This is a genomic window from Acinetobacter sp. ANC 4558, from assembly GCF_002135375.1.
Classification (GTDB): Bacteria; Pseudomonadota; Gammaproteobacteria; order Pseudomonadales; family Moraxellaceae; genus Acinetobacter.
On the sequence record NZ_NEGH01000003.1, the window covers coordinates 20,534 to 46,684 of the forward strand.

22 protein-coding genes and 2 pseudogenes are annotated in these 26,151 nt (G+C 36.5%); 15 read left to right on the plus strand and 9 right to left on the minus strand.

Annotated features, from left to right (window positions below; translation table 11 throughout):
* The first annotated feature begins 85 nt into the window (after positions 1–85).
* The 5 genes from B9T31_RS04730 to B9T31_RS04750 all read left to right on the plus strand — a co-directional run bounded on the left by B9T31_RS04730 (position 86) and on the right by B9T31_RS04750 (position 5,404).
* Positions 86–838, plus strand: a complete 753-nt coding sequence (locus B9T31_RS04730; protein WP_086180817.1) for an SDR family oxidoreductase — start codon at positions 86–88, stop codon at positions 836–838.
* 24 nt (positions 839–862) lie between these two features.
* Positions 863–1,705, plus strand: a complete 843-nt coding sequence (locus B9T31_RS04735; protein WP_086180818.1) for a fumarylacetoacetate hydrolase family protein — start codon at positions 863–865, stop codon at positions 1,703–1,705.
* Between the two features lie 108 nt (positions 1,706–1,813).
* Positions 1,814–3,094, plus strand: a complete 1,281-nt coding sequence (locus tag B9T31_RS04740; protein ID WP_086180819.1) for an L-fuconate dehydratase — start codon at positions 1,814–1,816, stop codon at positions 3,092–3,094.
* A 61-nt stretch (positions 3,095–3,155) separates the two neighbouring features.
* Complete coding sequence (locus B9T31_RS04745) at positions 3,156–4,493, plus strand: MFS transporter (RefSeq protein WP_228145980.1); 1,338 nt, start codon at positions 3,156–3,158, stop codon at positions 4,491–4,493.
* Positions 4,494–4,765: 272 nt separating this feature from the next.
* Entirely contained in the window at positions 4,766–5,404 is a 639-nt protein-coding gene (locus B9T31_RS04750) for a nuclease-related domain-containing protein (RefSeq protein WP_086180820.1), read from the plus strand.
* 100 nt (positions 5,405–5,504) lie between these two features.
* Here B9T31_RS04750 and B9T31_RS04755 read toward each other — a convergent pair whose 3' ends face one another.
* Positions 5,505–6,272 carry a hydroxymethylpyrimidine/phosphomethylpyrimidine kinase gene (locus tag B9T31_RS04755; protein WP_086180821.1) on the minus strand — a complete coding sequence of 256 codons (768 nt, stop codon included), beginning with the start codon at positions 6,270–6,272 and terminating at the stop codon, positions 5,505–5,507.
* A 98-nt stretch (positions 6,273–6,370) separates the two neighbouring features.
* Between B9T31_RS04755 and B9T31_RS04760 the strand changes: the two genes are divergently transcribed.
* Positions 6,371–7,015, plus strand: a complete 645-nt coding sequence (locus B9T31_RS04760; RefSeq protein WP_086180822.1) for an HAD-IA family hydrolase — start codon at positions 6,371–6,373, stop codon at positions 7,013–7,015.
* Positions 7,016–7,681: 666 nt separating this feature from the next.
* On the opposite strand, the gene hemJ is transcribed toward B9T31_RS04760, so the two are convergent.
* A complete protein-coding gene (gene hemJ, locus B9T31_RS04765) occupies positions 7,682–8,134 on the minus strand; it encodes a protoporphyrinogen oxidase HemJ (protein ID WP_086180823.1) in 453 nt (150 codons plus the stop codon).
* Between the two features lie 23 nt (positions 8,135–8,157).
* Entirely contained in the window at positions 8,158–9,390 is a 1,233-nt protein-coding gene (locus tag B9T31_RS04770) for a beta-ketoacyl synthase N-terminal-like domain-containing protein (RefSeq protein WP_086180824.1), read from the minus strand.
* A 667-nt stretch (positions 9,391–10,057) separates the two neighbouring features.
* Here B9T31_RS04770 and B9T31_RS04775 point away from each other — a divergent pair.
* The 6 genes from B9T31_RS04775 (at position 10,058) to rimI (ending at position 16,810) form a co-directional block, all read left to right on the plus strand.
* Positions 10,058–11,422: an EcsC family protein gene (locus B9T31_RS04775; RefSeq protein WP_086180825.1), complete on the plus strand. Its 1,365-nt coding sequence runs from the start codon at positions 10,058–10,060 to the stop codon at positions 11,420–11,422.
* Between the two features lie 155 nt (positions 11,423–11,577).
* A complete protein-coding gene (gene rpsL, locus B9T31_RS04780) occupies positions 11,578–11,952 on the plus strand; it encodes a 30S ribosomal protein S12 (RefSeq protein WP_002050319.1) in 375 nt (124 codons plus the stop codon).
* A gap of 180 nt (positions 11,953–12,132) precedes the next feature.
* On the plus strand, positions 12,133–12,603 hold the full coding sequence (gene rpsG, locus B9T31_RS04785) for a 30S ribosomal protein S7 (protein ID WP_054581181.1): 471 nt from the start codon (positions 12,133–12,135) through the stop codon (positions 12,601–12,603).
* Between the two features lie 189 nt (positions 12,604–12,792).
* Positions 12,793–14,928 carry an elongation factor G gene (gene fusA, locus B9T31_RS04790; protein WP_086180826.1) on the plus strand — a complete coding sequence of 712 codons (2,136 nt, stop codon included), beginning with the start codon at positions 12,793–12,795 and terminating at the stop codon, positions 14,926–14,928.
* 91 nt (positions 14,929–15,019) lie between these two features.
* Positions 15,020–16,210, plus strand: coding sequence for an elongation factor Tu (tuf, locus tag B9T31_RS04795; RefSeq protein WP_086180827.1), 1,191 nt, complete (start codon positions 15,020–15,022; stop codon positions 16,208–16,210).
* 141 nt (positions 16,211–16,351) lie between these two features.
* A complete protein-coding gene (gene rimI, locus B9T31_RS04800) occupies positions 16,352–16,810 on the plus strand; it encodes a ribosomal protein S18-alanine N-acetyltransferase (protein WP_086180828.1) in 459 nt (152 codons plus the stop codon).
* Positions 16,811–16,826: 16 nt separating this feature from the next.
* On the opposite strand, the gene B9T31_RS04805 is transcribed toward rimI, so the two are convergent.
* From B9T31_RS04805 to trxB, 4 genes are all read right to left on the minus strand, one after another.
* Positions 16,827–17,642, minus strand: coding sequence for an arginyltransferase (locus tag B9T31_RS04805; protein ID WP_086180829.1), 816 nt, complete (start codon positions 17,640–17,642; stop codon positions 16,827–16,829).
* A gap of 24 nt (positions 17,643–17,666) precedes the next feature.
* Positions 17,667–18,395 carry a leucyl/phenylalanyl-tRNA--protein transferase gene (gene aat, locus B9T31_RS04810; RefSeq protein WP_086180830.1) on the minus strand — a complete coding sequence of 243 codons (729 nt, stop codon included), beginning with the start codon at positions 18,393–18,395 and terminating at the stop codon, positions 17,667–17,669.
* A gap of 67 nt (positions 18,396–18,462) precedes the next feature.
* The gene (locus B9T31_RS04815) at positions 18,463–20,013 is read right to left on the minus strand and encodes a class I SAM-dependent methyltransferase (RefSeq protein WP_086180831.1); all 1,551 of its coding nucleotides are present in this window, start codon (positions 20,011–20,013) and stop codon (positions 18,463–18,465) included.
* A 214-nt stretch (positions 20,014–20,227) separates the two neighbouring features.
* Positions 20,228–21,181: a thioredoxin-disulfide reductase gene (gene trxB / locus B9T31_RS04820; protein WP_086180832.1), complete on the minus strand. Its 954-nt coding sequence runs from the start codon at positions 21,179–21,181 to the stop codon at positions 20,228–20,230.
* 246 nt (positions 21,182–21,427) lie between these two features.
* On the opposite strand from trxB, the pseudogene B9T31_RS18210 reads away from it, so the two are divergent.
* The 3 genes and pseudogenes from B9T31_RS18210 to B9T31_RS04830 form a co-directional block, all read left to right on the plus strand.
* Positions 21,428–22,004 (plus strand): annotated as a pseudogene (locus tag B9T31_RS18210) (DNA translocase FtsK 4TM domain-containing protein); the annotation flags it as partial.
* Positions 22,005–22,444: 440 nt separating this feature from the next.
* A pseudogene (locus B9T31_RS04825) lies at positions 22,445–24,439 on the plus strand (DNA translocase FtsK); the annotation flags it as partial.
* 67 nt (positions 24,440–24,506) lie between these two features.
* Positions 24,507–25,409: an AEC family transporter gene (locus tag B9T31_RS04830; protein WP_086180833.1), complete on the plus strand. Its 903-nt coding sequence runs from the start codon at positions 24,507–24,509 to the stop codon at positions 25,407–25,409.
* Positions 25,410–25,458: 49 nt separating this feature from the next.
* On the opposite strand, the gene B9T31_RS04835 is transcribed toward B9T31_RS04830, so the two are convergent.
* Positions 25,459–25,746, minus strand: a complete 288-nt coding sequence (locus B9T31_RS04835; RefSeq protein ID WP_086180834.1) for a PA4642 family protein — start codon at positions 25,744–25,746, stop codon at positions 25,459–25,461.
* Between the two features lie 131 nt (positions 25,747–25,877).
* Positions 25,878–26,150, minus strand: coding sequence for a cell division topological specificity factor MinE (minE, locus tag B9T31_RS04840; RefSeq protein ID WP_086180835.1), 273 nt, complete (start codon positions 26,148–26,150; stop codon positions 25,878–25,880).
* Between the last annotated feature and the right edge of the window lies 1 nt (position 26,151).

Consider the following 26,151-nt stretch of genomic DNA (forward strand, 5'->3'; position numbering starts at 1 on the left):
AAAAATGACATAAATTGGCTAGACCAGTTATTTGGTCTAGCCAATTTGGCTTTAATGTTATTATAAAGCAAAACAAGGAATAAGTATGAGATTACGAAATAAAACTTGTGTAATCACTGCAGCAGCTCAAGGAATTGGTAGAGCCACAGCATTGGCATTTGCCCAAGAAGGGGCACATGTTATTGCAACAGATATTAATTTGGAACTTTTGGAACAACTTAAAAATGAAGTCAATCACATCTCGATTGAGCATTTAGATGTCACTGACCCACAGCAAATTAATCACTTTGCACAAAAATATCCTTCTACTGATGTTCTTTTTAATTGTGCTGGTTGGGTTCCTGCAGGAACGATTTTGCAATGTGATGAAGCGCAATGGAAACGAGCATTTCAACTAAATGTTGATTCTATGTATGACATGATTCGCGCATTTTTACCTGCAATGTTAGCGAATAAAAAAGGTTCAATTATTAATATGTCCTCGGCTGCATCAAGTATTAAAGGTGTACCAAATCGTTTTTCTTATAGTGTTACGAAAGCAGCGGTATTAGGAATGACCAAAGCGATTGCAGCTGATTATATTACCCAAGGAATCCGCTGTAATGCGATTTGTCCAGGGACAGTTGAATCACCATCATTGCATCAACGAATTGAAATGCAAGCAAAAGAGCAAAATAAATCGGTAGAAGATGTTTATCAGCAATTTGTTGCTCGCCAACCGATGGGGCGTATTGGTAAAGCTGAGGAAATTGCAGCCCTCGCTTTATATTTGGCGAGTGATGAATCTGCTTTTACCACAGGGACCATCAATATGATTGATGGTGGTTGGTCAAATTAATTTTAGATAATTAAGGATAAGACAATGAAATTATTACGGTTTGGATTAAAAGGACAAGAAAAGCCAGGTGTTTTAGACTCAGAAGGTAAGATACGTGATTTATCTTCAATCGTTTCAGATATTTGTGGCGATGTTTTGATTAATGAATTAGACAAAATTCGTGAAACTGATTTATCAACACTGCCTATTGTACAAGATGATGTACGCTTAGGTGCATGTGTAGGTCAAATTGGTAAATTTATTTGTATTGGTTTGAACTATTCAGATCATGCAGCTGAAACAGGAGCAGAAGTTCCTGCAGAACCTGTGGTTTTTAATAAATGGACCAGCGCAGTGGTTGGACCAAATGATAATGTTGAAATTCCTAAAAATTCACAAAAAACAGACTGGGAAGTTGAACTTGGCGTTGTAATTGGAAAAAATGGTCGTTATATCAGTCAAGAAAATGCAATGGATTATGTTGCTGGTTATTGTGTAATTAATGATGTGTCTGAACGTGCGTTTCAGTTAGAAGGAACTGGAACATGGGATAAAGGAAAGGGGTGTGATACTTTTGGTCCAACCGGTCCTTGGCTTGTGACTAAAGACGAAATCGATAATCCACATCAATTATCAATTTGGTTAGAAGTAGATGGTCATCGTTACCAAAATGGAAATACCAATACCATGATTTTTGATATTCCGACAATTATTAGTTATTTAAGTCAACATATGAGTTTACAAGCGGGTGATGTCATTTCAACAGGCACACCGCCAGGCGTTGGTCTCGGTCAAAAACCACCCATATATTTAAAAGCGGGTCAGACGATGCGTTTAGGGATTGATGGCTTAGGTGAACAGCAGCAACGTGTGGTTCATGCAAAATAGTATTTAAAGCCTAATTTACGCATTATATTTTCAGGGCATTTTCATTGATGCCTAAGGGTACTTTTGTCCTGAAAATCTAAAAAATATAAACAAGGATAGGCACAAAATATGCTTAAAATTATAGATTTAGAAGTATTAGATATTCGGTTTCCAACCTCACAACAATTAGATGGTTCAGATGCAATGAACCCAGATCCTGATTATTCAGCGGCTTATGTTATTTTGAAAACAGAAAATAACCAGCTTTCTGGACATGGATTAACGTTTACTATCGGGCGAGGTAATGAAATTTGTTGTGCAGCAATTGAGGCAATGCGTCACTTAGTTGTGGGTTTAGACATTGATGAGGTTAAAAAAGATCCTGCATATATGTGGCGACATTTGACGTCAGATAGCCAATTACGGTGGATTGGACCAGATAAAGGTGCAATGCATTTAGCCACGGGCGCAGTGGTTAATGCAATTTGGGATTTATGGGCAAAAAGTGAAGGAAAACCTGTCTGGAAGCTTGTTGCTGATATGACACCAGAGCAAGTTGTTGGCTGTATTGATTTCAGATATTTAACAGATTGCATTACACCTGAAGAAGCATTATCACTTTTAAAAGCCAATGCTTTAACGAAATCAGGGCGAGAACAAACCTTACTAAAAGAAGGTTACCCATGTTATACCACCTCAGCAGGATGGTTAGGCTATAGTGATGAAAAGCTTGCACGTCTATGTCAAGAAGCGGTTGATGAAGGTTTTAATTACATCAAGTTGAAAGTTGGGCGTGATGTTGAAGAGGATAAACGTCGTGTCAAAATTGCCAGAGAAATTATTGGTCCAGATCGCCAATTAATGATTGATGCCAATCAGATTTGGGAAACTGATCAAGCGATTGATTGGGTTAAACAGTTGGCATTTGCAAAACCATGGTTTATTGAAGAACCAACATCACCAGATGATGTTGAAGCACATCGTAAAATTCGGTTTTCAATTCAACCGATACAAGTGGCAACTGGAGAGATGTGCCAAAACCGTATTATGTTCAAACAATTTATTATGCGTGAAGCGATCGATATTGTTCAGATTGATGCTTGTCGTATGGGCGGTATTAACGAAGTATTAGCGGTATTATTAATGGCTGCGAAATACAAGCTTAAAGTTTGTCCACATGCGGGCGGTGTTGGGTTATGTGAATATGTACAGCACTTATCTATGATTGATTATTTATGGTTCTCTGCATCGAAAGAAGGTCGTGTGACTGAATATGTTGATCATTTACATGAGCATTTTATTGAGCCATGTTTAATTGAAAATGCGGCATATATGCCACCTCAACAGCCCGGTTTTTCAATCGAAATGAAAGCATCTTCAATTCAAAAATATTTATTTCATAGCAAATAAGAAACGCAGTTTAAATCGAATGAAATAGATTTAAAACGGTTCATATCAAAGGATGATTGATATGCAGAAAGTGAAGGAAATTATGCCTGTAGGGCACATAGAGTTATCTCAATTAATTCGTAAAGTAAAGATACGTATATTGCCGCTGATTGTTCTCATGTTTGCTTTGGCCATGTTGGATCGATCGAATGTGGGTTTTGTAAAGCATTACATTGAAGTCGATGCAGGAATTAGCGCATCTGCCTATGCATTGGGCGCTGGCATATTTTTTATTGGATATGCTTTATTTGAAATTCCCAGCAATATGATTTTACATAAAGTAGGAGCACGTGTTTGGTTAAGTCGAATTATGATTACATGGGGCGTTGTTTCCATTGCCATGATTTTTGTACGAGATTCAACGAGCTTCTATATTTTAAGATTTCTATTGGGTGTTGCTGAGGCAGGTTTTTCTCCTGGAGTGATTTTATTCTTAACCTACTGGTTCCCAAAAACCTTTAGAGGTCAGGCTTATGGGTGGTATTATTTAGGTGTTCCAATCGCCCTCATGTTAGGCGGACCATTTTCAGGCTGGCTGTTAGAGTCAACTTATACCTTTGGTTTTAGAAATTGGCAATGGATGTTTATTGTTCAAGGTGGTTTGACTGTTATTGTGGGAATCATTGCATTTTTTATGTTAGTGAGTAAACCTGATGAAGCAAAATGGCTAACCCCAAAAGAAAAGGAAATATTAAATAAAGCACTGGTTGAAGATAGACCGCAGTCTGCATATGCAGAAGAGAGTAAAACGCAAAAGGTTTTTACAGATTGGATGGTTTGGCGCTTTGTTTTTATTTATTTCACCATTCAATTAAGTGTATATGGCGTTCTGTTCTTTTTACCGACAAAGCTTGCAGAATTACTCAATACACAAGTGGGTATTGAAGTTGGATTTTATAGTGCAATTCCGTGGGTTTTCACATTAATTCTATTGCCGATTATTACTCGATTTGCAGATAAAAAACAGAATTGGAATCATATGGCGGTTTTAATGCTGTCTTGTGCTGTGATTGGAATTGCGCTTTCAACGCAGATGACACAGATTTTTGCTTTTATTTTAACAATTAGTCTTGCTGTAGTTGGTTTTATTGTGGTGCAACCTTTATTTTGGAACTTGCCGACACAATACTTATCAGGTCGTGCAGCAGCAATTGGAACAGCTTTGATTGGCTCCATGGGAAATCTAGGTGGTTTTGTTGCACCAAATTTAAAAAACTGGATGGATCAAGCGTGGCATAACGATATGGCTGGATTGATTACTTTAGCTATGGTGGGATTGATTGGCGTTATTTTACTTTATAAATTAAATCGTAAGCATCGAAATGAAAAGCAAAGCTTAGTCATAAAAGTTTTAAAATAAACAATAATTTGATAGCGTTAAATATAAAGTAATAATGAGAGGACTTGTATCGCCCTCTCATTATTTTGACAGAAAAAAGCTGTCTTATTTTTTCAATTAAATGTTAAATTTGGATATATAAACTTACAAAACTGAATAACTAGCATAAATTAAATAGATCAATAGGAACAAGTTGAATAAATTGAGAAGATAAATGAAAAAAGAAGGATTATTTTTTAATTAAGATTAAAACTGAAGAATAACTTATAACATAATTTTTGGAGGTGGAATCAATGCAATTATTTAATGAGCATAGTCATTTACTCCTAATTACTTTCGCTTTTTTTATGGTTTATATCATTTTTTTAATATTTAAATCGAGACTAAAAGGAAAAATAGGTGAATGGGTTGTACAACAGCATGTGCGACATCACTTAGATAATCGTTATATTTTATTGAATAATATTACGTTACCAGATGGAGATGGAACCACTCAAATTGACCATATTCTTTTAAGTCCATATGGATTATTTGTGATTGAAACAAAAAATTATAGAGGATGGATTTATGGTGAGGAAAAACAAAAAATGTGGACACAAAAAATTTATAAAAATAATTATAAATTTCAAAATCCAATTCATCAAAATTATAAGCATATTAAAGTCATTGAAACTTATCTTTTAGGCGTGATAGAAGATGGCCTGATTCATTCTATTGTTGTTTTTATGCCAGATTGTGAATTTAAAACACAGATGCCAACTCAGGTGTTTAAAGGGCGGGCGTGGATAGATTATGTATTAAGCTTTCAAGATGAAATTATTCCCATTATGAAACTCAAGCGAATTCAAATGCAATTAGAGAAAAATGCATTAGATCAATCTTGGAAAACTCATCGAGTACATGTTGAAAACCTGAAATTAAAGAGTAAATAAGCTTACAGGTGTTTAAACTATTGAAACGCACTGAAAATGTTCATTACTTTGGGGAAAATAATGAACATTTTGGAGAAATAACAGTTGAATAATTGAGGTATTAAAAACGTTTTGGTATTTTTTGACCATTTACGACAGGGGTTTCAGCATTTTTTAACACAGTAAAAAGCCAAGTTTCAGCATGATGGACTGCTGCTTTTAAGGAATCACCAAGCGCTAATCGACCTGCAATAAAACTAGCCAATGAACAACCTGAACCATGATACTCCCCCTCTAAACGAGGACATTTTGTTTCAGAAACTAATGTATTATCAACATATAAGGCATTGCGAATATATTCGGGTGTATTTTCATGCCCGCCTTTCACAAGCACGGCTTTCGCACCCATTGTAAAAAGTTTTTCAGTTGCCTTTTCTAAGTTTTCTTCACCTGTTAAAGCACGCAGCTCAACAGTATTTGGTGTCAGAACGCTTGCGAGCGGAATAAGTTCAGCAAATGCTTTGACTAGGGTTTCTTGATTCCCTAATGAACCTCCACTATTTGCCACTAAAACTGGATCAAGAACGTATAGATAATCGGGATGTTCTCTTAAAAATTGTGCTAAAGCCGCAATATTTTCTGTGGTTCCCAACATGCCTGATTTGACACATTTAATGGGTAAATCATCAACAATCGCATTGGCTTGTGCTAATAATAGTTCTTTCGACGTTGCTTCAAAACCAAATACCTGTTGAGAGTTTTGTATGGTTAATGCTGTACATGCAATAGCCGCATGAGCACCACTTTGCCCAATAGCTTCGATATCCGCTTGCAGGCCCGCACCGCCAGATGGATCTAATCCTGAAAAACAAATTACTGTAGGACGCACAAGCATATCCTTTAAATTTAAAAATTAGGTTAGTATAGGAAAAAATTGCTGAAGTCTCGATAGTCTTTTCTTATTGATTTATTTAAAAGAGTGGTTTTGTGATTAAAAATATACTTTTGGATTTAGATGGTACCTTAACAGACCCTAAAGTAGGGATAACAACCTCTGCACGTTATGGTTTAAATAAAATTGGTTATCCTATTGCAGATGATCTCAATATAGATTGGATTATTGGTCCTCCACTTAAGGCTTCTTTGGCCAAAATATTAAATATTGATATTCATGATGAATTGGCAGAACAGGCATTATTAGGGTATCGGGAACGGTTTTCAGTCACGGGTTTATACGAAAATAAGGTCTATCCTAGCGTGATAGAAACATTGGCGACACTAAAAGAGAAGAATTATCGGATTTTTCTTGCGACAGCAAAACCTACAATTTATGCCAGAAAAATCTTAGAACATTTTCAATTAATGCCTTATTTTACAGAAGTTTATGGTAGTGAACTCTCAGGTGAACGAACCAGTAAAGCTGAGTTAATTGCATATATTTTAGAAAAAGAGAATTTAAATCCTGATGAATCAATCATGGTGGGTGATCGTGAATATGATATTTTAGGGGCAAGAAAAAATGGATTAGAAGCCATTGCCGTTGAATATGGATATGGGACTTTAGAAGAGCTTGAGCGCGCGAATGCACAGGTAAAAATTCAAAAATTCTCTGATCTACTCAAATGTTTTTAAAGAAATATTAATAGATTGGAGTGAAAAGCAAATGAGTTAGATCGTTGAATGCAATGATTTTGTATTTAAATTCTTGTATGAAATGTCAAACTCATTTTATTGCTATTTGATTTTTTGATGCTGTTGCAACTAATGACAAAGCACCTAAAGGTACCGATCACGACCAGAAATTACTCTTGTTGAGCGATTTTTTACAGTAAATTGTCAACTTAAAAAAGATTCTTGTAGCGCAAATATCATTGATATCAAAATACCTGCTCCAATTGCAACTAAACTTGCAATGGCGACAGATAGTGATGCGAGCAGTTTATACTCTTAGATTGAGTGAGATATGCTAAGGAGAATATCTTAAAAATAAAATTCAATGCGTTATATTCAATAGCAATAATAAAGACAATCATTAAACCTTTCATATGGATTTTTAACATCGCTTTGAACGAATTTTTGACAGTTGATTTTTCAATATGTGCTTTTTTATCGTCTGGTGTTTTCGAAAGGCTTTTACGAACCCATCACCCAATAATCACCAAAACAAAACTCAAAATAAATGGAATACACCATCTACCATTAATTAAAAAATCGTCATCATTTAAGGTCAGTAAGGCGGTTGCCCAGATATAAAAAAGCCTCGAACTCATCAAGGCTTTAATTTGAATATATTGAACTTTAGAATATCGGTTTAACCACGACTAAAATGACGACAGCAACTAAAATTAACGTAGGCATTTCATTGAAGTATCGCCAAAATTTGTGCGATTTATAATGCGCATTACCGATCAATTTTTTACGGTAATAACCACAAAAGAAATGATAGATAATTAATAAACCAACAAGAGCAACCTTTAAATAAAACCAAATTGCATCGTGATAATGATAGATTGCATCGCCCCAATCTACCAAAAAATGTGCCGTGATTAATGTAATAATCATAGAGGGCCACATAATGCCACGATATAACTTTCGTTCCATGATTTCAAAACGTTGATGACTAATCTCATCATCGCTCATGGCATGGTAAACATATAAGCGTGGTAAGTAGAATAGTGCAGCAAACCAACAAACCACGGCAATAATATGAAATGCTTTCATCCACAGGAAAGCATTCGATGGTATATCCATTCAATCACCCTATATTGGGTGGATTAGTCTTCCCACTTTTTGAAAATAAGGCAAGCATTAACACCACCAAAACCGAAACTGTTACTCATGACAGTATTCAGTTTTGTATCGCGTTTTTCAAGTACGATATCAAAAGGTTTTGCACTTTCATCTAATTCTGTCACATTAATATTCGGTGCAATAAAGTCATTTTGCATCATTAAAATAGAATAAATTGCTTCTTGAACGCCAGCAGCACCTAAGCTATGACCAGTCATAGATTTTGTTGAGCTGAGTGGAGGAACTTGTCCCTCACCAAATGCACGCTCCATTGCAAGAAGTTCGGTAATGTCGCCTGCCGGTGTAGATGTACCATGTGTATTAACATAGTCAATTTTTTCTACGCCATGTTGTTTAGCTTCATCTAATGCTAACAGGACACAACGTGTCGCACCTTCACCAGATGGAGCAACCATGTCAGCGCCATCAGAGTTGGCAGCATAAGCGACAACTTCGGCTAAAATATGAGCACCACGTGCTTGAGCATGTTCTAGTGATTCTAAAACAACAAAACCACCACCACCTGCAATGACAAAACCATCACGGTCTGCAGAGTATGGGCGGGAAGCCGTTTCAGGGGCATCATTATATTTTGAACAAAGTGCACCCATTGCATCAAATAATAAACTTTGTGACCAATGATCTTCTTCACCACCGCCTGCAAGCATTAAATCTTGTTTGCCAAGTTGAATCAAATTATAAGCATAACCAATTGCATCTGCAGAAGTTGCACAAGCGCTGGTAATTGAGTGCGCAACACCTTGAAGTTTAAATGCTACGCCAAGGTTTGCTGTAATAGTATTTGACATATTGCGTGGAACAAAGAATGGTCCAACTTTACGAGCACCTTTTTCTTCAAGCAATTTGATCATTTCAGCAACAGAAGCCGTAGAGTTCCCACCTGAACCACCAGCAATACCATAACGTGGATTGCCACTTAACTGTTCAGCAGTAAGACCTGCATGTTCTACTGCTGCAACAGCAGAATTATAAGCATACATGGCACAAACGCCCATAAAGCGTTTAAGACGACGATCGATCCCGTCAAAATCTTGTTCAGCAGCAGCACTTACATGGCTTTTAAAATTTAATTCAGCATAAGTTGGGTTCGTACGTATCCCAGAAATGCCGTTTTGTAATGCGTGATTAACATCTTCTAAAGTATTACCAATGCATGAGTTGATGCCCATACCCGTGATTACAACACGACGATTCATACAAAGTCCTTTATTTTTAAATAAGCGATACAATGAGCTCATTTAAGCGTTTTTAGTTTTATGTCGCAATGGCGAAAGGTATAGATTATGAAAAGAATGATGATATTCAAATTAGAACATCATTTTTTAGTCAATTGTGCTGATAAGTTTGTTTTTTAATTCATTTTATTTTTAGAAAGGAAGCAAGATAGTTGCAAAATAATCCATTTTGAAAATTTAAATGGGTTATTTTGAGAATAAATAATAATTTTATCGAGGTGTTTTTTTTGCCAAACTGGATTAAATTCATGATCTGTATTAGTAATTTTAAATCGGTGATATAGATAGCGTTGCTAACAAAATTAGGAGAACTTCATTACACGTTAAATGATAAGAACTTCAAGCGTAACTCTTTATAAATTAAAATTTAACTCATATTATGCTGTAGATGTATTTTTAAAACAGATCGTTTTACACATTAAAATAATCCAGATTATATTGGATTTGTGGTACAAGATTTAGCTCGGTCAATAATAGCTATAAAAAATTATGACATAGAGATACATCACTAAAGTTACTAAATTATCGCTTGACCTATTTTTCTTAGATGGACACAATTAGCTTGAGATAAGTCTTGACTGTACCTAGTATTTAACATAATCGGTTTAATTTTAAAGGTTGGGGGAGCATGGGAAAATCGAATAAAAATCCTAATAGAGGATTCCTCTCAAATGCATTGGGAGTAGCGAAAAAACTGAGCAATGTTGGCTTAGAGTTGATCAATCAGTCTCATGTTAATCAAGTTCAAAAAGAAAGTGGATTAACCGATGCTACAAAAAACATAGAAGGGATTGCACATCCAAAAAATATCTTTGATGTAACTCAAAATGAAGCACCTCAGCAAATATTACGGAACTATGTCCCACTTGTAACTCAGCAAGTATTAGGACGCCATTATTCAACAATCAATAAAGTGACGAATGTAATTTCACCACAGTTATCCGATAAAGTTTCTGATTATTTTTTTGATCGCTTAAATAATTTTACCAATCAAATCAGTTCGGTTGATTCCGTATTGGATCAAGCTGGAATTAGTGATCTAGAGGAATTAACACAAGATAGAGATCGATCTAAACGACTTAGCCAAGCCTTGGTTGAACAAAATAAATGGATTGCGTCTATACAAGGGGCGCTCACTGGTGCAACAGGAGTCATTGGCTCATCTATAGATATTCCAGTTTCTATTGTTTTAGCATTAAAAACAATTTATCAAGTCGGTCGATCTTATGGGTTTGAACTAAATGAAAAAGATGAACAAGATATAATTCAATATATTTTTAAACAAGTAAACTTAGGTATTCTGGCAGAAAAGCACACACTATTAGTAGGTTTAAGAGCAATTTCTAGGATGTTGGAAACACACGATGTGTACCAATTACAACAACTTCTGGGCTCCAGTAATGACATTGAAATATTTAAAAAATGGTTTGAAAATGAACAGGGTGAGGTGAAGTGGGATTGGTTAAATACAGCACTAAAATTTTCAGCTCTTCGTAAATTAACGCCAATTGTCGGTGCAACAATTAGTGCATCTTACAGTTGGACTTTGATTGAAGATGTGAATGAAAAAGCACAAGAAGTTTTTTCAAATGCTCGTCAATACCTTATTCAACATAAAGATGTTTCTTTATCTGTTTTATCAGCTTATGAAAAATCATTACACCAGTTTGCCCAAGCAATTCCATCATATTTAAGTGAAACTTCGATAAAAGAAGATACTTTAGTAACAGATTTTATTGCTGTAACGCCCAAAAAAGTAGAACAGAAAACACAGCAACAAGTTACTGCAGGTCAAACGCTTGAAAGTGATCAACACGAACACTTAACAGCAATGCCCAAAAAAGAACCTCGTTCTGTATCGAAAACATCAAGACGAGTGAAAACAGCTTTGGGTCAAGAAAGTGTGCAAACTGCTGAGAAAGTTCAGCAAGTTCGTAAAAAGCCAGTAAAAAGAGTAACAAAAAAAACTGAAGTTGATAATGCTAATGAATAAAATGAAAAAGCTAATAAATTCATGTGCTAAGTGAATATATGGTTGATATTCTTTTTAAATGTCGAATATTGACCATTTTCATATCTTGGAATACAATTGCATGCCCTCAAAAAGTAGTAGTTTTTGGGGCTTTTTATTAACGGGAGAATTGCCACATGGCAACAACAAATCAGTTGATCCGTAAGGGTCGTACAACTTTAGTTGAAAAATCTAAAGTTCCTGCGTTGAAGGCTTGTCCACAGCGTCGTGGTGTTTGTACACGTGTTTACACAACTACACCTAAAAAACCTAACTCAGCAATGCGTAAAGTTTGCCGTGTTCGTTTAACTTCAGGTTTTGAAGTTTCAAGCTACATCGGTGGTGAAGGCCATAACCTACAAGAGCACAGTGTTGTTCTTATTCGTGGTGGTCGTGTTAAAGATTTACCAGGTGTGCGTTACCATACCGTTCGTGGTTCTTTAGACTGTGCTGGTGTTAAAGATCGTAACCAGTCACGTTCTAAATACGGTACTAAACGTCCTAAGAAATAATCTTAATTAAGAATATTTCTTAACGTTAGAACTGCAATCCTTTATCGTCTCGCTTGTCTGATTTCTGCATTTTTTTTGTATAAATTCAAGCGACGTATAGTAAGGCCAGCGAAAAGCACATGACACTTTGTGCTACGGCTGGATTAACCTGAAGTGTCATATTTATTAGGTAGTATTAAAATGCCAAGACGTCGCGTAGTCGCTGCTCGTGAAATCCTTCCGGATCCGAAATTCAGCAGCCAAACAATCGCTAAATTCATGAACCACGTAATGCAAGATGGTAAAAAATCTATTGCTGAAAGTATCGTTTACGGTGCTTTAGACCGCGTTCAAGAAAAATCTAAGGTAGACCCAGTTGAATTTTTCGAGACTACTCTTGAAAAAGTTCGTCCGATGGTCGAAGTAAAAGCACGCCGTGTTGGTGGTGCTACTTATCAAGTTCCTATGGAAGTACGCCCATCCCGTCGTACTGCTTTAGCGATGCGTTGGTTAGTAGATGCTGCTGCTAAGCGTTCTGAAAAAACTATGGCTTTACGTCTTGCTGGTGAGTTGCTTGATGCATCTGAAGGTAAAGGCGCAGCGATCAAAAAACGTGAAGATGTGCATCGTATGGCTGAAGCCAACAAAGCCTTCTCTCACTACCGTTTCTAAGCGGATAAAACAGTCCCTCATCAGGAGAATACTCATGCGTACTGCAGCAAGATTTAATATCGCATTTTACCCAAGCGGGGGATTTGCGGGTATTTAAGTTGCCCACAATTGCGCTGAGTATCCGTACGCATCAATATTCCATTGATGCGTCCTGTTTTAAATAAATAAAATTTAGGAATGCTAGAAATCATGGCTCGTCAAACCCCAATTTCTCGTTATCGTAACATTGGTATCTCTGCACACATCGATGCAGGTAAAACTACGACTTCTGAACGTATTTTGTTCTATACAGGTGAGAGCCATAAGCTTGGTGAAACTCACGAAGGTTCTGCAACGACAGACTGGATGGAACAAGAGCAAGAGCGTGGTATTACTATTACTTCAGCAGCAGTAACATGCTTCTGGAAAGGAATGGGTAACCAGTTCGAACAACACCGTATTAACGTAATTGACACACCGGGACACGTTGACTTCACAATCGAAGTTGAGCGTTCTATGCGTGTTCTTGACGGTGCATGCATGGTTTACTGTGCGGTAGGTGGTGTTCAGCCTCAGTCTGAAACAGTATGGCGTCAAGCGAATAAATATAAAGTTCCACGTATTGCGTTCGTGAATAAAATGGACCGTACAGGTGCAAATTTCTTCCGTGCAGTTGAACAAATGAAAACGCGTCTTGGTGCGAACCCAGTGCCAATCGTTGTTCCAATTGGTGCAGAAGAAAACTTCCAAGGTGTTGTTGACCTTATCGAAATGAAAGCGATTATCTGGGATGAAGAATCTCAAGGTATGAAGTTCGAATATGGTGAAATTCCTGCTGAATTAGTAGAATTAGCGCAAGAATGGCGTACTAACATGGTTGAAGCTGCTGCTGAAGCAACAGAAGAATTCATGGATAAATACCTAGAAGACGGTGAACTTACTAAAGAAGAAATTGTTGCAGGTTTACGTAAACGTACCCTTGCGAACGAAATTCAGCCAATGCTTTGTGGTTCTGCATTCAAAAACAAAGGTGTTCAACGTATGTTGGATGCAGTTATTGAATTCTTACCAGCACCAACTGACGTTGAGGCAATCAAGGGTATTCTTGATGACAAAGCTGAAAGTGAAGGTACTCGTGAAGCATCTGACGAAGCACCATTCTCTGCTTTAGCATTCAAAATTATGAACGATAAGTTCGTAGGTAACTTAACGTTCGTACGTGTTTATTCTGGTGTTCTTAAAGCGGGTAGTCCGTGTTATAACCCAGTTAAAATGAAGCGTGAACGTGTTGGTCGTATCGTACAGATGCACGCAAATGATCGTCATGATATCGAAGAAATTCGTGCTGGTGATATTGCAGCGTGTGTAGGTCTTAAAGATACAACGACTGGTGATACACTTTGTGATGAAAACAATGTAATCACTCTTGAACGTATGGAATTCCCTGAGCCAGTAATTGCACTTGCAGTTGAACCTAAAACTAAAGCAGACCAAGAAAAAATGTCTGTTGCTTTAGGTCGTTTGGCAAAAGAAGATCCATCGTTCCGTGTTCGTACAGATGAAGAGTCTGGTCAAACGATTATTGCGGGTATGGGTGAGCTTCACCTTGACATCATTGTTGACCGTATGAAGCGTGAATTTAACGTTGAAGCGAACATTGGTAAACCAATGGTTTCTTATCGTGAAACGATTAAGAAATCAGTTGAACAAGAAGGTAAATTTGTTCGCCAAACTGGTGGTAAAGGTAAATTTGGTCACGTATATGTACGTTTAGAACCACTTGATGCTGACGCTGGTAAAGACTATGAATTCGTTGAAGAAGTAGTTGGTGGTGTAGTACCTAAAGAATTCTTTGGCGCTGTTGACAAAGGTATTCAAGAACGTATGAAGAATGGTGTACTTGCTGGCTATCCAGTTGTAGGCATCAAAGCGACATTGTTCGATGGTTCTTACCATGATGTCGACTCTGACGAATTATCGTTCAAAATGGCAGGCTCTTATGCTTTCCGTGATGGTTTCATGAAAGCAGATCCTATCTTGCTTGAACCGATCATGAAAGTTGAAGTAGAAACTCCAGAAGATTACATGGGCGATATCATGGGTGACTTAAACCGTCGTCGTGGTATGGTTCAAGGTATGGATGATTTACCTGGTGGTACTAAGGCAATTCGTGCTGAAGTTCCACTTGCTGAGATGTTCGGTTACGCAACTCATATGCGTTCTATGTCTCAAGGTCGTGCAACATATTCTATGGAATTTGCTAAATACGCTGAGACTCCACGTAACGTGGCTGAAGGCATTATTGCTAAATTCCAAGCTGGTGGTAAAAAAGGTGACGACGAGTAATCTTTCGATTACTATAATCCCCACTAACATATAGTTAAAACCAAGTGCTCATGAAGTGATCCTTCATGAGTAGTTTACAAAGGAAGATCTCATGGCTAAGGCTAAGTTTGAACGTAATAAGCCACACGTTAACGTGGGCACAATTGGTCACGTTGACCATGGTAAAACAACTTTAACAGCTGCAATTGCAACTGTTTGTGCGAAGAAATTCGGTGGCGAAGCAAAAGACTACGCTGCAATTGACTCTGCACCAGAAGAAAAAGCACGTGGTATTACAATTAATACTTCACACGTAGAATACGATTCTCCAATTCGTCACTACGCTCACGTAGACTGCCCAGGTCACGCCGATTATGTTAAAAACATGATCACTGGTGCTGCTCAAATGGATGGTGCGATTCTTGTATGTGCAGCGACTGATGGTCCAATGCCACAAACTCGTGAACACATCCTTCTTTCTCGCCAAGTAGGTGTTCCTTACATCGTTGTATTCTTAAACAAATGCGACCTTGTAGATGACGAAGAATTACTTGAATTAGTAGAAATGGAAGTTCGTGAACTTCTTTCTACTTATGACTTCCCAGGTGATGACACTCCAGTTATCCGTGGTTCTGCACTTGCTGCACTTAATGGTGAAGCTGGTCAGTATGGTGAAGATGCAGTTGTTGCACTTGTTGAAGCGCTTGATACTTATATTCCAGAGCCAGAGCGTGCTATCGATCTTCCATTCTTAATGCCAATTGAAGACGTATTCTCTATTTCTGGTCGTGGTACAGTAGTAACTGGCCGTGTAGAAACTGGTATCGTTAAAGTGGGCGAGTCTGTTGAAATCGTTGGTATTCGTGATACACAAGTAACGACAGTTACTGGTGTAGAAATGTTCCGTAAACTTCTTGACGAAGGTCGTGCGGGCGAGAACTGTGGTGTTCTTCTACGTGGTACTAAGCGTGAAGACGTTCAACGTGGACAAGTACTTGCTAAGCCAGGTGCAATCAAACCGCATACTAAATTTGACGCTGAAGTATACGTACTTTCTAAAGAAGAAGGTGGTCGTCATACTCCATTCCTTAATGGTTACCGTCCACAGTTCTACTTCCGTACAACTGACGTAACTGGCGCGATCTCACTTAAAGATGGCGTAGAAATGGTTATGCCGGGTGACAACGTAGAAATGTCAGTAGAGCTTATTCACCCAATCGCAATGGACCCAGGTCTACGTTTTGCGATCCGTGAAGGTGGTCGTACAGTTGGTGCTGGTGTAGTTGCTAAAGTAATTGCATAATCACTAAATGTGTAAAAAAGCATCCGAAAGGGTGCTTTTTTATTTTCTATAATTCTAATTCATAGTGAAATGACTTATCTCGATTTTTTAAAATAAAGCTCTATAATGTCGGTTATCTCAATAAATGAAAGTTTAACCAATATGATTCGTTTAATGAATAAAACGGATATTAATGAAGTTGTAGAAATTGAAGCAATGGTACAAAGTCATCCATGGACAAAGCATCAGTTTTCAGAAGCAGTAGAAAGTTATCAAAGTACAGTCATTGAAATTCAGGGTAAGATGATAGGATTTTGTATTTTACAACCTGTGCTTGATGAAGCTAATTTACTTTTAATGGCGATTGATCCAAAATTTCATGGCAATGGATATGGTTTTAAATTGCTTGATGACTCTATAAATTTATTGAAAAATGATCCAATTCAAATTTTTCTTGAAGTACGCGAAAATAACTTAGCGGCGATAGGCTTATATGAAAAATCCGGATTTCACCAAATTGATTTAAGAAAAAATTACTATCCAAATGTGGATGGGACGCGTGAGCATGCCATTATTATGGTGAAATCATGTAGTGATGACTTTACTCGTCTTTTTAAATAATCAATGATTTTATAGGTTATTTAATAATTGGATTATTCCATCCTGTTGGAAGTGTGGTCATGAGTGAATGGCCAAGTTGATCTATTTCTTCTGGTGTAAGTATTCGATTAAGTCTTCTCCATTGACCATCTAAAAGCAACTCAAGTGGAATATATTCCGATTTATAATTCATTTTTTTGGAATGCGGTACCCAGTAGCCTAAATAAACATATTGTAAATTGGCTTGTTTCGCATATTCAATTTGCTGCAAGATAGCAAATACTCCTAAGGAGCGATGACTTTCATTTGGGTCGAAGAATGTGTAAACAGCAGAAAGCCCATCATCTAATTGATCGCACGTTGAAACAGCAATCAGTTTATCACCAAGCCAAAACTCAATAAAAAAACTGTTGGTACAACTTTGAATTAAAAATTTATCAAATTGTTCACGACTAGGAGGATACATATCTCCATCTGCATGGCGAGCACAGATATATTGTTCATAGAGTTGATAATGTAAATCTGTGGCGTAAGTTGTCGCGGTAATGGTATAACGTAAATCTAGGTTTTTTTTCCATACTTTTTTTTGACGGCTATTTAATTGAAAGTCATGTATTGGAATACGTGATGAAATACATTGACGACAGAGGTGACATTCTGGTCGATAGGTAAAATCTCCACTTCTTCGAAAACCTACACGTGATAATTCTGAAAGCACCAAAACATCAATCTTATGTGATGGATCTAAAAAGACCATACGTGAAGATTTATTTTCTATATAACTACAAGCATGGGGCGGAGTGATATAGTACTGTAATTCATTGAGTAAAGATTTTGGCTCATAAGAATTCATATTAAGCTCCCTTTACATGTATTTTCATTCTATTAATAAAGAATTATTTTTAGCAATTTCTTTACTTGAAAATACACCTTCTTGATACTTTTTCCAATCAATAGATGGCGCTTTTAAAACATTTTGTAACGAATTTAGATAGGATTGGCGAGAAATTGTACTCGCACCTAAGCTAAGTAAGTGATCATTGACAAGTTGGCAATCAATCCATGGTAAACGATGTTGTTTTCCAATCAGCATCAGTGTATAAAAAGCCATTTTTGATACATCTGTTTGTGTACTGAACATAGATTCACCAAAACAACCTTGACCAATAGTGATTCCATATAGACCACCGATCAGATTGGTTTCATCCCAAACCTCTATGCTATAGCCATAACCTGCATCAAACATTTGACAGTAAGCTTGAATAATATCTTCACTGATCCATGTTTCATCTGCATAACGACGTGGTAGTGAGCAAGAACGGATAACGGTTTCAAATGCTTGATTAATGGTGATTTTATAATTATATTTTTTCATATTCCTTAGAAGCGATTTACTGGGTTTATAATTCTCTGGCTGAATAATACAACGAGGTTCAGGCGACCACCAGCAAATCGGATCTCTTTCTGAAAACCAAGGGAAAAGCCCATGAGTGTAAGCTTCAAATAAGGTCGATGGGGCAAGGTCTGCACCAATACAAATAAATCCTTCACCGTCTGGATCTGCCTCATTAGGGTTTGGGAAAATATATTGTGATGGTGCAAACATAGGACTTAACTTTATTTCAGATAATCGTTCAATCCATATTAACTAAAGATTCTCGGAAAGTTAAATTTTACTCAAATAATCGTAATTGTTGAGCAATTTTGACTTTGTCACCATCAATAAAATGCTGAGCTTTATTTTTAAGTACTTTTAAGCTTTCATTTGGATCTTTAATCGATTCTCCTGAAGAATCGAGGAGATACCAATTTAGGTTGGTTAATATATCTTGTGTAAATTGAGCAATATCTTTTACCGTAGTCAGTTGATGAATAAAGTAAGCTCTATAAAAAAGCTGTGTAATATTATCTGTAAAAATACCAATGCCAGAATATGGGTTAGATAAGATTTGATAATTATTATGGAAGCTGGCTTGTTGAAGAATGAAATGATTTAAAGCCTGTGATTTTGAAATAATTTCATTAGTTGGATGATTCATACAAGGGTGTACATACCCTAAATGTACCCCAATGATTAATGCATTTAATAAATGGGAATAACTGAGTTGTGGGAGTTGAGCTTCAAGCTCCTCTAAAGAAAGTGGTCGATATTCATTATCTTTAAAGCACGCACCTAATGGGTGATAAATATCCTGTAATAAATCAAACTCACCTAAACGACCTTGAATAGTTTTAGGTTGTTGATCTGGAGAAATGAGTAAGACAAATTTAATTTTACGTAAACGTTCTTGAATTTGTAAGAGGGTTAGGCTAACTTTCCCGCGAATGAATAAGTCACGACGGAATTGAGTATTATTAAAATAATCACGGCATTGTTCTTTAAAAACTGGATGTTCAATCGTATTTAAAAATTGCTGATGTTCATCGCTAAGATTAATTTTATCAAGATGTGTGTTTAAATCAATCGATCCAGCAAAGCTGAGTTTAACATCTTCGAATAATCGAACAATCTGTTGAAAAGAAAAACATTGCCAATCTTGGTTTAAATATTCATGTATTAAATAATTCGGATTATTTTTCTTTAAATCTTGTAGTTTATAAATCGCGTTTGGATTATTGGTTGCGAATGCTGGACTATGTTGCAGCAGTTGCTCACTAAAATCGAGCGCTTCTTTGACTTTTTGATGTGGGTTGGTACTTGTGCTATTAAATTTAAAATGACTATAAAATAGCTCTCGAATAGGAATATTCGCTGCCCAACCAGTAATACAGTTATAACTGATATAAACGATTCCGTTTGGTTTTAAAAATTTTCGAATAAATTTTAGAATAATCAGTTGGTTTTCGTAGCTGATCCAACTCCAAATTCCATGTAGGCTGATGCTATCAAAAAGTGGAAGATCTTCTGCAAGTAGTTCTTCAAAGCTGTGATCATAAAAACGTTGAGAAATTTTGGCATGCTCCGCCAGCATGTTGGCGTGCGCGGCATGTGCAGGGTTGAAATCTGTTCCAAAAAATTGACCTAAATGATTCGTTGCATGAATATTTAAACTTAGACCTTGGCCAAATCCTAATTCACAATGTGTATGTTGATTGCTTTCTGTCGGTGTATCAATACCATTTAATAATAAACAAAATTTTTGGTAATTTGGGCTTAATTCTCTGTAATAACCGTAGGTATAATTCACTTCTGTTTGATACCCATTTGTCCAATTTGTTGTCATTAATTTATCCTTTACATTGTTTTAATCTTATATGGTGATAGGGTTTTTATAATTTTTGAATCATAAATTAATATTCTAAACACATGATTTTTCTAGTATCTGTATTGATTAATCATTGTTTAGAGTATGTTATATTTATAAATGATTTATACAAAAAATAAAACCACCAATTGAGGTGGTTTTATCGAGATGTTTTGATTGATTGTTTAGCAATTTACTTCGCTAAATTATCTAAATATTTTTCTGCATCTAACGCAGCCATACAGCCTGAACCCGCTGAAGTGATTGCTTGGCGATATACGCTATCAGCAACATCACCAGCGGCAAATACACCAGGAATTGATGTAGCTGTTGCATTACCTGCAGTACCACTGTGTATTTGAATATAGCCATCACGTAAGTTTAATTGACTGTCAAACATGCTGGTGTTGGGTTTATGACCAATTGCAACAAACAAACCTTGAACATCAATATCTTGTGTAGAGTCATCAGTCGTTGATTTTAAGCGTACGGCAGTTACACCTGTATTGTCACCGAGTACTTCATCAACCTGATGATTCCAAAGAATACTAATTTTACCTTCTTTTTCTTTTTCAAAGAGATGATCTTGTAAAATTTTCTCAGAACGTAACGAATCGCGACGATGAACTAAAGTAACATGTGATGCAATATTAGAAAGATATAATGCTTCTTCTACAGCAGTATTACCACCACCAACGACCATTACTTTTTGATTTTTATAGAAGAAACCATCACATGTTGCGCAAGCACTAACCCCTTGACCCATGAATTTTTCTTCAGATTCTAGACCTAAATATTGGGCGGTTGCACCTGTTGCAATGATTAAGGCGTCACAGCTAAATTCTTCCATATCACCCTTAAGGATAAATGGACGAACACTTAAATCTACTTCATTAATGTGGTCATACACAATCTCTGTACCAAAACGTTCTGCATGAGCCTGCATACGTTCCATCAGTGCAGGACCAGTTAAACCTTCAGGATCACCAGGCCAGTTATCAACTTCAGTAGTCGTTGTAAGTTGACCGCCAAGTTGTAAACCTGCGATGAGTGTTGGTTTTAGATTGGCACGAGCCGCATACACTGCTGCACTATAACCTGCAGGGCCAGAACCTAAAATAATTAGACGTGAGTGACGAACGCTCATCTGCATAATCCTTTTTATTTAAAAATTAATTAAATTATACGTGAAAGTGTATCACTATGCTTCGAGATTAAAGTCGATATTATTGATCATCTAAATCGATTTGAGCTATATAGAATAAGTTAACAACATCGCTAAAGAATATTGCATCATTTTCTTGTGAACGCGTGCATAATAGCAGATATTGTAAATATGCATTGTTTAGACCTTGCAAAAAAATATGATGAATAAATGGTTACAGGACAGTATATGACTGCGGTGTCAAGTACATATGTACAGCGCTTATTAGTGACAATATTTTTAGTCTCGTTTGGGATTTACCTCTTTCTTGCAACCGTTACATATACACCATTCGATCCTGGATGGATGCATATATCGAGCGATACACAAACTGTATCAAATGCAAGTGGAGTTGTTGGGGCTTGGACCGCAGACTTATTATTTGGCTTTCTAGGATGGGCAAGTTTACTCATACCTATTTATTTATTTGTTGAAGCAATCCAATTATGGTGGCCTCATAGTTTTTTAAACCGTCCATTTCGCTATGCAGCACAATTTTTTATTGTTTTAGCGACATCCAGTTTACTTTATTTTTTTTGGCAAGTTCCGACTGATGCATTAGATAATGCGTCAGGCGGTATTATAGGTTATGAACTTGGTCAAAGTTTGAGTCAAGTATTAACGATTTATGGGGCAAGTGTTTTTCTCATTTTATTTTGGCTCTTATTGCTTACCTTAGCATTTGGAATAAAATGGAATAAAACCTGGGCTACCTTGAAAGCAACGCCTGCGTATCTACAAGATTTATTCTATCGTGATGTGCCTAAACCTGATCAAGCATATGAGTTACCTAAAACAACTGTTCATACCACAGTAGTTGCAGCAGCACCTATTCAATCTGTTGAAAATGTTCCAGTTGAAGAGAGTAGTAGTACATTACAAGAAGTAAGTCAGGTAACGATTGATGCGGCAGCTCATCGTTTATTTGATGATATGGTTGCACAAGAAGCTCAAGTAAAACATGATGCAGAAGATGATTTAGAGTTAGAACAAGCTATTGCAAAAGCACATCAATTAGAAAAAGAACAAGCTGAGCGTGTGGTATCGACTGGTGAGGTTTGGCGAGCTGTCGGGGGAGACTCTATACAACAGCATAATCAAGATATTCATGAGTTACTTAAGGCATCACAAGATTCAATCGATACATCCCCAACGGTTCATTACAATGTGAAGGAGATATCTGAAAGCTCAACAGATACTCATATAGATTGGCATGATGATGAAATTTTTGATGAGTTATTAGCAGCTGTTCCAAAGCAGAAGACAGCAGAACTACATAGTCCATTTGATGCTGAACATCATACTCAATCACATTTAGTTGATGAGCTTGATGCACTTACCGCAATTGCTGCAAAATCAGCAATCAATATGACTGAAAATAAAATGGATGATATAGAGTCATTAAATGATTTTCTTGAGGATCATTCACATACAAAAATTGCCGAACAACAGCTTTCAAGTTATGCACAATCAACCCCCTTTGTAAAGGCAACGATTCAGACTGATTTACATTCATCTCATAGCACTTATATTTCTGAAGATGAAAAAGCACGTATTAGTCGTGACAAAGATGCTTTTAGAGAGGCATGGCAAGAAACAACGGGGGTTATAGAGGGTGAAGAAGCAGAAACAGAAATTTTTGATTTAGATGCACCATTAACAGATACTTATGGACGTCCTTTATCACGTGCAATGCAAGTTGCGCAGAAAAGAAAAGATTTACCGACATTACCAAGTTTGGATATTTTAGATAAAGTTGATCCGAATAAAAAAGTAAACTTTACGGCTGAGCAGTTAGCACGATTATCGGAATTATTAGAAATTAAGTTACAAGAGTTTAATGTTAAAGCCAAGGTAATTGAGGCTCAACCAGGACCGGTAGTGACTCGTTTTGAGTTAGATTTAGCACCTGGGGTTAAAGCATCAAAGGTAACAAATATTTCACGTGATTTAGCACGTTCTATGTCAATGGCTTCTGTCCGTGTTGTAGAGGTGATTCCTGGAAAACCATATATTGGCATTGAAGTTCCAAATAGTTCACGTGAAATGGTTCGTTTAATTGAATTGTTAGATACTCCAGCATATCGCGATCCAAATGCACTGATTACCATGGCAATGGGGAAAGATATTTCAGGTAATCCAGTATTAACCGATTTGGCAAAAGCACCACATATGTTAGTGGCTGGAACAACTGGTTCAGGTAAATCTGTTGCAGTTAATGCAATGATTTTATCTATGCTTTTGAAATATACGCCTGAACAACTGCGTCTGATTATGATTGATCCTAAACAATTAGAATTAGCGAATTATAATGATATTCCACACTTATTAACGCCCGTTGTGACAGACATGAAAGATGCTGTTAGCGCATTAAACTGGTGTGTGAATGAAATGGAAAGACGTTATAAATTGATGTCTTTAATGAAAATTCGTAAATTATCTGATTATAATCGTAAAATTGAAGAAGCAATTGCAAATGGTGAAGATCTTATTGATCCGACGTGGAAACCAAGTGATTCAGTGATGAGAGAACGTGCGCCACGTTTAGAACCTTTACCGATTATTGTCATTATTGCCGACGAATTTGCAGATATGATTATGCAAGTGGGCAAAAAAGCAGAAGAAATGATTACCCGATTGGCACAAAAATCACGTGCTGCAGGTATTCACTTACTATTAGCAACACAGCGACCTACAGTCGATGTGGTTACAGGTTTAATTAAGGCAAATATTCCCACACGTGCAGCTTTAAGGGTAAACAGTAAGTTAGATTCACGTACCATTTTAGATGCTGGTGGTGCTGAGGATTTACTTGGTCATGGGGATATGTTGTTTCTTGGGCCAGGTAAAATTGAGCCTGAGCGTGTTCATGGTGCATTTATTTCTGATGATGAAGTAAATCGTATTTGTGATGCTTGGCGTGAGCGTGGTGATCCAAATTATATTGATGAAATTTTAACACCCTATGATGAGGAACCAAGTTCACGTGGTTTCGAAGATGGAGATGGTGCTTCAGATCGAGATGCACTTTATGATCAGTGCGTTGCTTTTGTTTTGGAAACTCGCAAAGCATCCACTTCATCTCTTCAACGTAAGTTCAGTTTAGGCTATAACCGTGCTGCTCGTATTATTGATCAAATGGAAGAAAGTGGTATTGTGAGTGCAATGGGCGCAAATGGTAAACGAGAAATTTTGGTTTAGTACAATTGTGTAAGAAAAAAGCCTGCACTTGCAGGCTTTTTTACAAAAGACAGGATATGGATAGGATATGGATATTTTAATGGCCTTATTCCCACTTATTGCATTAATTGTAGTGGGATTTGCGTTAAAACGAACTGAGTTTTTAAGTGAAGGTTTTTGGGGGAATTCTGAAAAATTAAACTATTATATTTTGTTTCCTGTACTCTTATTTTTAAATATTTCTAAAGTCGAATTAAATTTAGAGACGGTATCTAGCCTTTTAACTGTATTGATCGTAGTCACTCTTGTTGTTGCTGTATTTTTATGGATTTTAAAAAGAATTTATCATATCCCAACTGAACGATTTGGGGTATATGTTCAAAGCCAACTTCGTTTTAATACCTATATTGGTCTTTCACTGCTTGCAATGCTATTTGGATCTCCAGGTATGCAAATGTTTTCAATGGTGATTGCAGTAGCAATTCCATTGGTCAATATTATTTCAGTTTTATCATTTTCTACTGTAAGTATTGCGACCTTAAGAAAAACCTTCATTGCTATTATTAAAAACCCACTTATTTTAGCTTGCATTGTTGGTGTGTTATTTAATGTTTTAAATATTAATCTTTTTTTAGGTCTAGATAATTTATTAAAGCTTTTTGCTGCGATGAGTTTACCTTTAGGATTGTTATCTGTTGGGGCAGCCTTGCAGTTCAATCAAATTAAAACTGATATTACGCGTTTAAGTATTAATGTATTTGCACGTTTATTATTCATGCCATTATTCACTTATGCGATTTGTTTGTTATTTGGATTAACTCAGTTTGAAACGACTGTATTAATCACCTATTTTGCATTGCCGACTGCATCAGCATCTTATATTTTAACCAAGGTATATCAAGGTGATGATCGATTAATGGCAGCAGTCATTAGTTTACAGACGATTTTCTTTATTTTGACATATCCGTTATTAATGGAAATTTTATTCTAATTTAAATATAAAAAAGCCTGCAATAAGCAGGCTTTTTTTTAACGTTGCTTTAGGAAAATTTAGCAAGTACTTCTAAAAAAGGTTGAGCATGACGTGGAAATTGAGCAATCACGTCATGAATTTTTAGACCTTCTGGATTGACTGAATTTATGTCACGATGATCTGCAATGAATTGTGTCAATAAACGCTCATAATCTGTTGGGCGCATGTGCTTATATGCATGATAAAGTACATGGAAATCTGCATTTACGCCTTCAGGAGGAAGTTGATTAAGATAGGCAAATACACGCTCATCTGACCATTCTTCATTGAACGTTGCTGGTTGTGATAATGCCATCGTAATCTCCCAAATAGATTTTTTAAAATTAAAAAAGGCAAAATATCTGTGAACTAAAGAAATATAATATTTCTTTAAATTTGTCGTATATTTTGCCTTGATTCAATGCACTTGACTAATCAAAAATCAAATTATCGCTCTTCAGGTAAATTGATATTCATTTCAAGCATTTCAATATTTGCTTCTGAACGAACAGACATTTGTATATGTTGTTCATCCACACCACGTACATAGCGGTTAACCACTTGCATAATTTCTTTTTTCATTTGGTCAATTTTGTCTTGGCTTAAACGACGCCCTAGACCTTGCTCTGATGCAACAATCACTTTTAAACGGTCTTTTGCCATTTTTGCGCTTGATGGTTTCTCATCGCTACTGAAAAGTTTACTCCAAAATCCTGCCATT